Genomic DNA, 12,462 nt, shown 5'->3' on the forward strand with positions numbered 1-12,462 from the left:
GAGCGCGGCGAGGGCGGACCCACGCCCACGCGCCCACCTGAAACAGCACCTGTGCACGGCACCTCATGACAGCCCTCGTTTCTTTGCCGCCGGTCCCCGGCGGGTGCGCTCCACATGCTGCCGCTTGGAGCTAGAGCACGGCCCTGCGCGATCAGCAGCGTGCCGCCGCTGATGGGCGGCGGGGGCCCGTCGATCGCGGCGCCCGACGGCAACCGATTCGCGGCGTCGTCGCTCCCCGCGCATCCGCCGGCACATTGGCGGTTTCGCCGAGCCGGGACGAGCTCGAATCCCCGTGCGAAGCCATGACGCTGCTCGGATTGAGCATCCTCGTGTGGCGACGGAGGGGCGGCTCGCGGCGAGCGATCAGCCGATCATGAGCGCGTCCTTGTACACCTGCAGATCATGTGCCGCGGAGGCCATGCAGTCAAGGTCATCGCTGGATTCGATGTACTCCAGCATGGTCCTGTGGCCAGCGGTCGTGGTCGCCGACGTCAGTCTCATTATCATTCTCCAACGCCGTTGCTGGGCCAAGTCCTTGAGCGAGATCAGGCAGCTCTGCACGAGCGCCGCTTGGTCATGGTTAAGCAAGCTCGGAATGGGGGCCGGCAAGCCGTCCAGCATTCCTTGGATCGTCTCTTTGATGATCATGGCTACTTTCCTCTCAAGTTTATCAACGCCGACCCGGTTCAATCCAGGCATCGGCAGAACAGTCGCTAGCACGGGCAGACTGGAATGTGTAGCGATGCCAATCGAGTATCTGATGCCCACGGATGATCCCAATGACGCTCAAAAATTCGCGTAGCGCCCACCCCTCGCTATCGCCCTCCACGCGAATTGTACAGGTACGCCCAAGGCCACGATCAAGAGACCTGGACTGATGCCCCGCACATGAGCTCACTCGGCTGTGTAATGTTGTCTACGCCACGCTGGATCCTCATCCGACGGTTTGCGATGGCTTCTGTCCGACATCGTTACAGCCTCCTTGGACCCCGCCATCAGCGCCTCGACGCCGCGCTTCACACTCCCACCTCATTCGCGACGAGCGGCCGCCCCGGGCCGCGGCGCGGCGCTGCGGGGCGGCTTCGATGCGGGTGGGCACAGCTCTCCGTCAAACAAAGGACCGGCAGAGGTCCGAGACGGCTCACGGATGGTCTCGGTTCGCTCCTGTGAGCCGTCCCGGGGCGGAGGCGGTCCCTTGGGGTCGACCGGGACGCGCCGCCCCTCCCCAGCCATGCACCAGCAGCATCCGCGGTGTGACGATGACCGACGCCCGCCACAGCAACATCGGGAAGTGTATTCGAAGGAGATATGGAATGGATCGATTCCTTGGCTTCATCATGATGGCGGCGTCGAGCCTCGCCATGGTCGGTTGCGGCAGCAGCGGCAGTGATGCCGACAGCGGCGGCAGCGGTGCCGGCACGAGCATCGGTGGCGGCGGCGACAGCGGTGCCGGCAGCGGCGGCGACGGCGCCGGCACGGGCGACGGCGCCGGCACGGGCGACGGCGCCGGTACGGGCGACGGCGCCGGCACGGGCGTCGGTGGCGGCACGGGCGTCGGTGGCGGCGGCACATCCTCGCTGGACACGGACACCGGCTGCTCCGGCGTGTTCAACCCCGATCAGGTGCTGGAGTACGCCATCACGATGGCGCCCGACGATTACGCCGCCATCCTCGCCGACACCACGTTCTCGCTCTCCCTCCCCGGGGAATTCAGCTGCAACGGCGGTGCGCCCATGCAAGTCGCCATCGAGCGCAAGCGCTCGGGAGGCGCCACGAAGGTGGGCCTCAAGGTCGAGCTGGATTCGATGGTCGCCGGACAATCCTTCCACGGCTTGAAGAAGCTGGGGTTCGACAACGGCACGAGCTCCGGCTCCAATCAGGACGATGCCACGCCGCGCGACGTGATCGCGGAGTATCTCGGCTGGCGCTTCATGCGCGCAGCGGGCGTCATGGCCAGCCGCAGCGCGCTGGCCAAGATCAGCATCAACGGCGGCCCGGCGATGGTGTACGTGCATGTCGAACAGGTCGACAAACGTTTCCTTCAGGATCGGCTGGGCGAAAACGGCGGCTGGCTCTACAAGAAGTCCGGCGGCGACGGCGACGGCTTGAAGACGCACGAAAACGACGGCGTCGAGAATCCGCACGAGGCCTGGTACTGCTTCCTGCAGAAGGGCGGCTGTGCCAGCCCTGACGACGCCACGCTGGCCGAGCTGCTACCGACGCGCGCCGACATCCCGCAGATGCATCGCCTGGGCGCCGTCAACGCCATCATCGGCAACACGGACGGCCTGCTCTACAAGGACAACAACTACTACCATTACGATTCCATCGACGGGAAGCGCACCTACATACCCTGGGATCTCGACACCACCATGTCGGCTTCGGTGGACATCATCAACGACAGCGTGCCCGGCGGCACCACCGCCTTCACCGATGCGTTCTTCAGCCACTGGGAGGCGGACTACCTCGCCATCGTCCAGCAAATCCTCGACGAGAAGATCACAGCGTCCTTCGTGGAGGCCGAGCTCGACCGCGTCCTCAGCGTCGCCGCTGCGGCCATCGACGCCGACCCCGCCCTCGCCGACGGCGCCGCCGACGCGGTTTCCACCCTGAGCGCCTGGTGGCAAAAGCGCCTCCCGGAGCTACAGCAACAGCTCAAGTGAGCGCGGGGTCACGCAGCTTTCCCCCCACCCCAGCGCTGCGCAGTTCGGTGCGCGCCCGCCGACCTGGCAGGCCTTGCGAGCCGCCGGAGCCGGTGCGCCGCGCGTTCTGTCATGAGTATTCGAGAATCGATGCTTATCGAGCCGTGCTACGAACGGGATTGGCACGGTGCCCGAAGGAGAAGGAGTACAGCATGGATCTCAGAGCATGGTGCGCGGCGCTCTGCGCAGGGATGATGGGTCTCGCCGGGTGCGGCGGGGACTCGGGGACCGGCCAGGACATCGGCTTGCCTGGCGCCTCGGGCGGCGGATTCACCGGCGGGGGAGCCTCGGGGCAGGGCGGGGATACCTTCGGTGGGCAGGGAGGCGGCATCCTCGGCGCCGACGTCGGCGGAGCGAACGGCGGGACAGGAAGCCACGGCGAGGGCAGCACGGGGTGCGAGCACATCGATGTCGTGTTCGCGGTCGACAACTCCAGGAGCATGCACGAAGAGAAGGAGTCGCTGAGTGAAATCGTGTTCCCGGCCTTCGCGCAGGCGCTGCTCGACATCGAGGGCCTCACGGACTTCCGCGCGGCCGTGCTGGACGCCTGCCCCCTTCCCGCGAATTTCCATACACGCGGCGCCTCCACCGAAGACTGCTCGTTCCAGAGCGGAGAGCCGTGGATGGATAGCTCGAGCTCCAACATCACGGGCGAGTTCGGGTGCGCCGCAGATATCTACTCGGGCGACGCCCAGTGCAGCGGCGAGGACGACGACGAACAGCCGGCGTCCGCGATCGCCGCCTCGCTGGAGGCGCCGTTCTCGACCGGCGACAACGCGGGCTTCCTCCGCCAGGACGCCTTGCTGGTGGTGGTGGCGATCACCGACGAGGACGAGCAGCCCGTGCCGTCGCAGCCGCCGCAAGCGCTGCACGATCGGATCGTCGCGGCGAAGGGTGACGCCAGGAACGTCGTGTTCCTCGGCATCGGCGGGCGGAGCGCCTGCGAGGGGGCCTACGGGAGCGCGGAGCAGGCCAACACCCTGCAGGCGATCGCAGACACGTTCACCGCCGACGAGCGCGGCTTCTTCTGGGACCTGTGCGAAGGACGCCTCGAGGACGGCCTCGCGAACGCCCTCACGGCGATCCGGGATGCATGCACGGAGTTCGTGCCGGTCCCGAACTGAAGCGATGCCCACCGCCAATGCTGCTGACGTGCGCCCTTCCTCGCTTCGGGCGGGCGTCTGCAGCAGATTGGCAAATCGTCAGGCAAAGACAAGGCTTGGCGAGGTTTCTTCGCCTGCCGCACAGGGGTCCGCTTCCCAGCCGGCGTCGGCTCGGTCAGGCTCACGAGGTGACGATACTCCCGCCGTCGGGCGCTAGAGCCGTCCGGCCGAAGTCCTCGAGTTTAGCGCGGTTTGAACAATCGCGCGGCAGCGGAATAGGTGGACTTCGTAGCGGAATCGGGTCATGTGTGCGTTCACATCGCAGCCGCCGCACAGCAGCGAGTCGTTCGGATTTTTCCGCTCCGGTAGCAGGTTGGCCTGAGGGCCGTCGTCAAGAAAGCGCGCTCGGAGCTCGGAGGTATCCCATGAGGCAACTAGCTCCTTCTGTTCTCATTCTAGTTCTTGCTTGCTCGAGCGAGTCCGCTCCCGGCGACGGCTACAGCCCAGGGGCGAGCGGTTCGAGCTCGGGTGCCGCGGGCTTGGGCGGAACCGATACCAGCTCTGGCGGCGGCGCTGACCCCGCCGGAGCGGGCGGCACGGGCGAGGCCGCTGGCAACAGCTCGGGTGGTACCACTGCGGGGTCCGCAGGCACCGGCACGAGCTCCGGAGGCAGCGACTCGGGCGCGGGCGGTAGCGGCGGCCAGGTCAATCGGCCCGAAGTGGTGCTGGCGGGTGACAATGTGAACGCTAACGGACCGCTCGAGACGACGGTTCAGGACCTCTCGTTCAGCGGCGGTGGCCACATTCTCGTCAGGCCGACGACGCTCACCACCGAGCCCAACAAGAAGCACCCGGTGGCCATTTGGGGTCCGGGCGGAGGTACCCCTCCTCGCGACTACCTACAGCTGCTGACGCGCATGGCCTCGCACGGCTTCGTCCTCGTCGGTATTCGAGAGTCGACGGGCGACGCCGTGCTCATGTCGGCGGCGATCGATTGGCTGGAGGCTCAGGACGCCGATGAGAACAGCCCCATGTACGGCCGCTTGATCCTCGACCGCGTTGGTGTGTTCGGGCACTCGATGGGCGGGCTGTCGTCGGAAGCGGCTGCTCAAACCGATGAGCGCGTCTCCACCGCGTTGCTCGACAACAGCGGCTCCTTCGAGCACAACGCCCTCGTCAATCTCAAGATCCCTGTCGGCATCATCTACGGTGAAACGGGTCAAGAGGCGCCCAACGCCGAGGGTGACTTCAACAACGCCGGCAACAAGGGGCCAGTCTGGCTCGGCAAGATGAAGGGCGGTGGTCACGGCTCGGGGCCTTGGGACGGCGCCGGAGCGAACGTTGCGTGGATGCGTTGGCACCTCGGCGGGGAGAACTCCCGCAAGGACGCGTTCCTCAAAGACGGTGGCGACTACAACAACACGGGCGTGTGGCAGACTCAGTCCAAGAATTGGGACGAGTGGAAGAACTGGAACGAGTGACAGGCGGTACACCGAGCAGACGTTCGTGCTCGGCAGCATCACGTTTCAGGACGGGCTCGTGACATGAGCCCGGCTGGCTGCGTCTGGCGCGCCCTGTTCTTCGAGGATGTCGCAACCTAGCAGGCGATCGAGCGGCACGTAGGTGTCCGGCTTGCCCGCTTCGCCGGCGACTCGCACGCCGACCGTGCTGGGCATGTAGTGGCCTTGTCGCTCGCGACGCCATAGCTTGCGCGCCGGCTTGTAGCTGGAGCTCACCTCCGCGCGCGCGAGCGCGCCGTTCCAGTAGACTCGCCGCCGCCGCTCCTCTGGAATGACGCTGCGCGGGAACGCGCTCAGCAGGCTCTCGTCGACGTGCGCCGCTTGAAAGCCATGGGCTCGGCGCCGCGGCCTGGCGTGAGATTCCTGGAGCTCGGCGCGACCGTCCACCTTGCTGACATCAGGCTCACGTGCGCTGTCGCGTGGGCCCGGGCGCGTCGCCGCTAACGCGCTATCGGTACCGGTTCACAGAGCCTCCCCGTCGACCCTACTCAGGGAAGCGCAGCGTCTCGACAGCGATGCCGTCCTCCCCCGTGATCTCCTCGCCAGACCAATCCCAGCTCGTTCCGCCTGGGCCCGGCAGCCCGATCTCGAAGGTGACCCCCTCCAGCGTGAGCTGGTCCTCATCGAGGTAGGCGATGCCGATCGAGTCGCCGCCGCGCCCGGGGCCGCCGTAGCCGCCGTCGCCTCCGGGGCCGCCGCTGCCACCGTGGCAGGACCACATGCCGTCCCCCAAGGCCCCTCCTGGAGCGCCTCGGCCGGCTTTGCCGCCTTCCTCCGGCTCCCCGCCGTCGCCGCCTTGGCCCCCGTCGTTGCTGATGATGAAGCTGTCGCGCACCGTCACCTTCGCGTGGAGCGCCAGGATGCCGATGCTCGGCTGGGCGTTCCCGCCCCCTCGGCCGCCCCGCCCCCCGCAACCGCCCGCGCCTCCGGAGCCGCCGCCGGCGCCGCCCTTCGTGGCCACGCCGCACACCGCGAGCCCACCGCGACGCCCGCCGCCACCGCCGCCGCCTTGGCCCGGCATCCCCCGGGCGCCGTCGCCGGCCCAATCGCCGTACCATCCGGTCTCATCGAGCCGCCCGCGGCCCTTGCCCGGTGCGCCGGCGGCGCCCCACATGCCGCTTTTCCCGGTGGTGCCGCTGTAACAACCACCGTCTGCCCGGTCGCCAGGTCCTCCATCCCCCTCGATGTGTGGGTTCGGCTCGGGTACGGGCTCGCCGTCCTCCCCATCTCCGGCGCCGTCGGCGAGCCCGTCGCCCCCCTTGCCACCGACGCTCGGGATCCCTCCCTCGCAGGAGTTCACCGCCCGAGCCCCACCCGGGACCGTCGCTGCGGAGCACGCGTCTCCCCCATACTGCCCGTCCGGCCCCGACGCTGCCCGGCTCTGCCATTTGTCCCCATCGTGGCCCCCCAATCCGTAGTCGGCTTCGATCCAGCTTCCGACGATCTCCACCGCGGTGCCCGATCGAACGATGATCCCGACATGCATTTGGCTGCGGAGGGACATGTGATCGATGATCGAGACCCCGTCCGCCGCCCCCGTGTCGCCGGCGCGGGCCGGCTCGACGATCAGCGCGATCTGCCCGACCGAGGGAAGGACTTTGCTCATGCCCTGCGACGGGCGTGGAGTCTCCCTCAGCGGTTTCCAATCGACGACATTGAAGCCTCCGTAGATATCCACCCCGGAGGGGAGCGTGATGGACTCCTCGTAGCCGTCGCTCGCGACGAACACGCGACCGCGCCCGGTGCGCGCAAGCTCGATGCCGCGCTGGAGGGACTGGACCGGCCTGTCCTTCGTGCCGGGGTTCGCGTCGTCACCGCCGAAAAACGGATGGTTGACGAAGACGCCGCAGCCGTCGACCAGCTGATCCTTCGCGAGCTGCTCCAGGCAGACGGACTCGGGGACCGGATCGCCTCCACACGCCGAGGGTCCGTCGCACGGCGGCACACCGTTCGGGTCGTCCACCCCCGGTGCAGTCCCGCAGCCGGCCGAGGCGAGCGGCAGAGCAACGACGAGGAGGATCGCGGAATTCAGGTTCATGGGCATCCCTCGATGGCCGCGTGTCGCGCGGCGCGATTCAATGGCTCGGCTCGCCTGCCGCGGGGAAGGCGACCAGTTGACCTTGTGGGCCGTTTTCCCCTTTGCCCACCTCGTCCTCCGTGCCGGCGTTCCCGGCGGGGCCGCCAGTACCGGGGTCCCCGATAACCATGGTGGTCCCGGGTCGAATGGCGAAGTTGGGCACCACGTAGGCGATGCCGACGGACGCGCCGCCCAGCCCGCCGCCGGCGTCGCCGCCGCGACCGCCGTTGCCTCCCCTGCCGCCCTTGCACGCGTCCCACATACCGTTATGACCATAACCCAAGCCCCCGTGGGCGCCGGGCTGCCCAGCGCCGCCTGGTTGGCCCGTGCCGCCGACCCCGCCCTGGCCGCCCTTGCCGGTCAACACGTTGGTATTGGCGACGGTCAGGGCAGCGCCCTCCAGCGCTATGATACCGATGCTCGCGCCGCCATAGCCGCCGCCCTTACCTCCCTTGCCGCCGCAGCCCCCGCTTCCCCCCGAGCCGCCGGCCGCACCACTCTGGGGGAGACGTGCGGGGCACGCGAACATTTCCCCGCGCGACTTGCTGCCGCCACCGCCGCCGCCGCCGTAGCCGACGCCGCCCTTCGTCCCGTCCTCACCACGGACACCGCGCCATCCGTCGTCGCTGAGGAAGCCTGGACCCAAAGCGCCATCCGCACGGCCACCGTCTGCGCCGTCTGCGCCATCGCCCCCGTCCTCGCATCGCGTTTGATCCGCACCGAGCCCCGCGTCGCTGTCGCGCTCGGGATGCTCCGCGAGCGCCGGCTGTCCCGGTGCGCCATCGCCGCCGGCGTCGAGTCCGCCGTCGCCGCCGTAACCGCCCGTCGACTCGATGCCGTCGTCGCACACGGTGACCACCGGCAGGGCGCCCACGGCGGCGTCTGCAGTACACGCGTTCGCGCCGTTGTTCCCTACGACACCGTCCTTCGCCCGCTCGGTGTCCGCGTCCTCGCCCGGCTCCCCGTCCTTGCCGTCGCCCGCGACGATCTCGCTGTCCTGCAGCATCGCCCTGGCTCCCGTGCTCAGAATCACCGCGATCGACGACTTGCCATCAGGCGCCGATGCGTCCGCCGCCACGACGCGCATGCCGAAGACCGTTGACGTCGCGGCCTCTTCTTCTCCCGCGATCACCCGCAGCGGGATCCCTCTCGGCGGAGCGATGGTCGTCGGGTGATCCGGCCCGCCGAATGACCCCTCGTACGACCAATCCCCGCCGTCGCACCGACGGCCACCCCAGAGCTCGACCCCCGACGGCAGCGTGATCGTCTCCTTGAACGCCCCGCCGCACGCGTACACGCGCCGGGTCGGCTCCTCGCCGCGGCTTCGCCCGTGCGCGGCGAGCCCGATCGCGTGTTGCAAGGTCTTCACCGGCGCGTCCTTCGTGCCAGGGCTCCTGTCATCACCCGACAACGGGCTGACGAACACCCCGCACTCATCCAGCGCCGGCGCCGTGCCGGGCTCTCCCTCGCACGGACCGGGCGGAGGCACCGGATCGGGTTCGCACGCCTCGACCTCCCAGCAAGGGTCGGAGTACGGGCACCCCGTGAGCATGCTCGCGCCGCACATGAAGATCGCGACGGCGACGACGGATGTCGCCACGCGCCGGCCTTCCTTCGAACGCATCGGCTCGGCCCCCGATGTCCTCACCACAGCCCCTCGACCATCACGCCGATCTCTCGCCCGGTCGCCACGGGCGAGGCGTGGATCCGATCCTCAGCCGGCGTGAGCCCCAGGAAGGAGAAGTCCGTGAAGAACGAGGCGGCGGTCGCTGCCCCGATCACACCGCCGGCAATGAGCATGGCCGTGCCCACGCCCGCGGACAGGTTGCGCTCGTCTCGGAGGCGGAGCAGGTCAGCGCACGCCGGGCGGTCCGCTGCTTGCCAGCACCTGGACCCGCTCGCCGTCGCACCGCCGTTGAGCCCGTCGCGCCGTTCGCTCAGATCGCCGTCAAGACTGGTGGCCCGGATCATGAGCAGGCTGCCCGCGGACAAGGTGGCCGTCGTGACGGCGATCCCGGCGATTCGCAGCGTCGTCGGCCACGATGCCGGCTGCCCGGGACCGGGCGGGCGCAGAGCGGGCGGTGCGCTCGCGGTTTTCGGTGCTGCGGGTGCGCCCTCCTTGGCGCTGCTCACGGCCGCGCGCGGCAACTGTATCGTCATGGTCGGCTCCGTCGCCGCCTGCGCGTCCAGCGTCTGGGATCCTTCCTCACGGCCCGGTGCTCGGGCCCGCACCATGTGCTTGCCAGGCTCGAAGAACAGGGTGTAGGTCCGCCTGGGTCGACCGATGGGCTTGCCGTCGACGAGCACCTCGGCATCCGGCGGATCTACCGACAGATAGAGCGTCGCGACGAACTGAACGGCCTTGGCCAGTCCGTCCGCGAATCCTTTTTGCTGGTCAGGAGAAAGGGCCTTGCGCCGCTCAAGGCTCCAAGCCAGGTGCTCCGCTGCGTCACGGAACTTGCGTAACTTGAGCTCGCAGAGGCCCAGCTCTCCAGCGACCTCAGCGGATTCTCTCTCTGTAACAGATGTCGCGTCGATCGCCTCGAAAGCCGCCTTGTAGGCGGCGTGTGCCTCGGTCCACTTTCCCGATGCCCGAGCTCGTCGGGCGTGGCGAAGATGGTCCTTTACGATCGAGCCGTCATTTCGTGCGGGGACCGGATTGCGTTCCTCCGCACGAACCGGATGCGTAGTGCCGATCGCGACGCCGAGCGTCAGGCATATCCAGAGCGATTGCGCAACGAAACGCACGCAGAGACAGTACTTACGCCAGCCGTGGCGCGTCAACGGCGCTGAAACTGGCATGACCGGGCCGATCGGAGGAGAAAAACTCCGCCCGAACAGGGAATGCGGCCATCGCTGCTCGTGCTGCCGCGTAGCGCGGACCCACATGTCGCACTTTCTCCGACCGGCCCTGGAGCCGCCCTGCATTTTCTTGAAGCCCTGCAGACGGTTCAGGTGTTCTACCGGTGATGGGCGAGCCAGGCAGCACCCCTACCGCCTTCGAGTTCTTCCGGCGCCTCGCGCGGCGTTGCGGGGTCCCTGCGCGACACGCGGAGGACCTCGCGCAGGACGCCTTGCTGCGTGGACTCGAAGCGGATCTGCGGGTCGAGCTCGGGGAGGCCCGAGCGTCCTACGGTGCCACCATCGTCCTGAACCAGGCGCGGAACCACGTCCGGAACGAACGCCGTCGGGGGGAGGTCCTGACCTCGTTCGACGACCACGACTTTCGGGCGGAGTGCCCGACTCCGGAAGAGATGCTCCGCAGGCAGCAGCGGGAAGAGCTCATCCGCTACCTGATCAACCAGGTCGACCCCAAGTACCGCGACGTCTTGATCAAGCACGGGATCGAGGAGGTGCCGCTCGTCGAGATCGCCTCCGAGCTGGGGCTCAACCCGAAGACGGTGAGGACACAATACCGCCGAGCGCTCGAGGACCTCGCCGCGGCCGTAGAGCGCTGGAAGGCGCGGCAACGCTCGCGCGGATGGGACGACGCTCCATGCGTCCCGTTCGCCTTCGATCTGCGCGACCGCGAGGGGTGGCTGATCAAGCTCGGCCGCCTGGGCATCAAGATCCTGGTGCAGGGGGCGGTCGTCGTGCTGACCGGCGCCGTCATCGCGACGTTGCCGGACTCGTTCAGCCCGGAGTCGTGGTTGCGGGCGGCGGTGGAGCGCGCTCCTGCGCCCGCACCGGCCGAGGAGGAGATCGCGCAGCCACCGGCCCAACTCCCGATGCGCGCGGCGGCCGCGACGGCCGCGCAGGATACCGCGCAGCAGGCGCAGGACCGAGGCGCACGAGTGCCTGCTCCGTCAGGCGCGCCGGTTCGTCGTACCTCGCTCCCCGTCCGCGCCGTGGTCCCAGCCGTCACCGAGCGCGAGCAGGGCCTCATCGACGAGGCCCGAAGGGCCATCGAGGTCCATAGCGCAGTCGCAGATGCCGAGGCGCGACGATTGCTCGAGACGCATGCACGGGAGTTCCCGCAAGGGCCGCTCGCTGCGGAGCGTGAAGCGCTCCTGATACAAATTCGCTGACCCGTCGGCTGTCCAGCGACAGCTACGCAAGCGGGGAGGACGGTGCTGTCATCGGGCGGCACAAGGCCGAGATCCGCCTTGCGTCGGACAGGAATGCTCACGTCAAGGAGGAGATACTCATGGAGGACATGCTGACTGCGATGTGGCTCGTCTCGCCGCTCGGGCTCGCGATGATATCCTGCGTCGCAATCGGTTTCGCGATCACGGCGCGTGAAGCGCTGGGACGCGAACGCGGGCTTCGCGAGGCACGCGAGCACGCGCATGATGACGAGACGTCGGCCCTCACCGATGCGAAGGAGCAGGCAGCGGAGGAGCGGGACCGATACCGGCGCCTTCTGGATTGTCATGTCGACGCCGCGCTCGCAGAGCTGACAGACGCCCGCACGCGCCCGGTCCCCTGGCCAGGCAGGGTCCTCGAATCGTTCTGCGCGACGATCCCTTCGTGGAAGAGAAAACTGGCCGAGAGCACGGGGCTCGAGCCGAGGGAGGTGGAGCGGCTGCTGCGGAGCGACCTGTCGATAACGCCCGGCCTCGCGCGGCAGCTGGAAGCCTTCACGGGCGCGCCGGCGCGGTACTGGGAGCGCCTGTGGCGGTTGCACGACGACTACCGGTCGGACGCAGAGGAGGCCGTGGTGATCCAGCTCGGCGAGCCCGTCACCAAGCGCGAGAGCTCGGCGCGTCCAGCGTCGTTACCGGCGCCGAGCCCGGTGCCGCCGACTCCGCCCACGATACCTCCTCGCGCGCTCGACGTTCCTCCGCTCGTGGTCACGTCTCCCGAGCTTGCGGCCAGGAGCCCGCGGGCGAAGCTCCCGCCGCCTCCACAGCCGCGGCTGCGGTCGCCGCTGCCTGCTCGCGCCGAGCCGGGCGCCGAGCTCGCCCGTCGCGCGGCCACGCTGACGAGCTTCCCGCTACGGCGCGACGAAGGAGGGTCCAGCCCGGTACGCGGATCGGATTGCGAGGACGTCGAGCGCTCGTCGCTGAACACGACACTTCCAGGAGTAGGGAGCCATGGGTGAGCGCGGCTGCCCCTCG

General features: G+C 68.7%; 10 protein-coding genes. 5 read left to right on the forward strand and 5 right to left on the reverse strand.

The window, feature by feature from the left end:
• Window positions 1-363 precede the first annotated feature (363 nt).
• Complete coding sequence (locus WME96_RS43885; protein WP_437287488.1) at window positions 364-648, reverse strand: hypothetical protein; 285 nt, start codon at window positions 646-648, stop codon at window positions 364-366.
• 665 nt (window positions 649-1,313) lie between these two features.
• On the opposite strand from WME96_RS43885, the gene WME96_RS43890 reads away from it, so the two are divergent.
• The 3 genes from WME96_RS43890 to WME96_RS43900 all read left to right on the forward strand — a co-directional run bounded on the left by WME96_RS43890 (window position 1,314) and on the right by WME96_RS43900 (window position 5,286).
• A complete protein-coding gene (locus WME96_RS43890) occupies window positions 1,314-2,663 on the forward strand; it encodes a CotH kinase family protein (RefSeq protein WP_437287489.1) in 1,350 nt (449 codons plus the stop codon).
• 191 nt (window positions 2,664-2,854) lie between these two features.
• Complete coding sequence (locus tag WME96_RS43895) at window positions 2,855-3,826, forward strand: hypothetical protein (protein WP_437287490.1); 972 nt, start codon at window positions 2,855-2,857, stop codon at window positions 3,824-3,826.
• A gap of 518 nt (window positions 3,827-4,344) precedes the next feature.
• Entirely contained in the window at window positions 4,345-5,286 is a 942-nt protein-coding gene (locus WME96_RS43900) for a poly(ethylene terephthalate) hydrolase family protein (RefSeq protein ID WP_433934254.1), read from the forward strand.
• A 45-nt stretch (window positions 5,287-5,331) separates the two neighbouring features.
• Here WME96_RS43900 and WME96_RS43905 read toward each other — a convergent pair whose 3' ends face one another.
• From WME96_RS43905 to WME96_RS43920, 4 genes are all read right to left on the reverse strand, one after another.
• Window positions 5,332-5,712 (reverse strand): hypothetical protein, encoded by a 381-nt coding sequence (locus tag WME96_RS43905; RefSeq protein ID WP_437287491.1) that lies wholly within the window; start codon window positions 5,710-5,712, stop codon window positions 5,332-5,334.
• A 97-nt stretch (window positions 5,713-5,809) separates the two neighbouring features.
• Window positions 5,810-7,363 carry a hypothetical protein gene (locus WME96_RS43910; RefSeq protein WP_437287492.1) on the reverse strand — a complete coding sequence of 518 codons (1,554 nt, stop codon included), beginning with the start codon at window positions 7,361-7,363 and terminating at the stop codon, window positions 5,810-5,812.
• Between the two features lie 37 nt (window positions 7,364-7,400).
• Window positions 7,401-9,026: a hypothetical protein gene (locus WME96_RS43915; protein ID WP_437287493.1), complete on the reverse strand. Its 1,626-nt coding sequence runs from the start codon at window positions 9,024-9,026 to the stop codon at window positions 7,401-7,403.
• A 20-nt stretch (window positions 9,027-9,046) separates the two neighbouring features.
• Entirely contained in the window at window positions 9,047-10,150 is a 1,104-nt protein-coding gene (locus WME96_RS43920; RefSeq protein ID WP_437287494.1) for a hypothetical protein, read from the reverse strand.
• Between the two features lie 221 nt (window positions 10,151-10,371).
• Here WME96_RS43920 and WME96_RS43925 point away from each other — a divergent pair, with 221 nt between their 5' ends.
• Together WME96_RS43925 and WME96_RS43930 are read left to right on the forward strand one after the other, a co-directional pair.
• Window positions 10,372-11,430: an RNA polymerase sigma factor gene (locus tag WME96_RS43925; RefSeq protein WP_437287495.1), complete on the forward strand. Its 1,059-nt coding sequence runs from the start codon at window positions 10,372-10,374 to the stop codon at window positions 11,428-11,430.
• Window positions 11,431-11,549: 119 nt separating this feature from the next.
• Entirely contained in the window at window positions 11,550-12,446 is an 897-nt protein-coding gene (locus WME96_RS43930; protein ID WP_437287496.1) for a helix-turn-helix transcriptional regulator, read from the forward strand.
• Window positions 12,447-12,462: the final 16 nt, after the last annotated feature.

The sequence above is a fragment of the Sorangium sp. So ce406 genome (assembly GCF_051474675.1).
Classification (GTDB): Bacteria; Myxococcota_A; Polyangia; order Polyangiales; family Polyangiaceae; genus Sorangium; species Sorangium cellulosum_G.

Bases quoted from the DNA above. Each gene is read 5' to 3' on its own strand.
- WME96_RS43885 (WP_437287488.1), bottom strand. From the start codon at position 648: ATGATCATCAAAGAGACGATCCAAGGAATGCTGGACGGCTTGCCGGCC.
- WME96_RS43910 (WP_437287492.1), bottom strand. From the start codon at position 7,363: ATGAACCTGAATTCCGCGATCCTCCTCGTCGTTGCTCTGCCGCTCGCC.
- WME96_RS43930 (WP_437287496.1), top strand. From the start codon at position 11,550: ATGGAGGACATGCTGACTGCGATGTGGCTCGTCTCGCCGCTCGGGCTC.
- WME96_RS43890 (WP_437287489.1), top strand. From the start codon at position 1,314: ATGGATCGATTCCTTGGCTTCATCATGATGGCGGCGTCGAGCCTCGCC.
- WME96_RS43915 (WP_437287493.1), bottom strand. From the start codon at position 9,026: ATGCGTTCGAAGGAAGGCCGGCGCGTGGCGACATCCGTCGTCGCCGTC.
- WME96_RS43925 (WP_437287495.1), top strand. From the start codon at position 10,372: ATGGGCGAGCCAGGCAGCACCCCTACCGCCTTCGAGTTCTTCCGGCGC.
- WME96_RS43895 (WP_437287490.1), top strand. From the start codon at position 2,855: ATGGATCTCAGAGCATGGTGCGCGGCGCTCTGCGCAGGGATGATGGGT.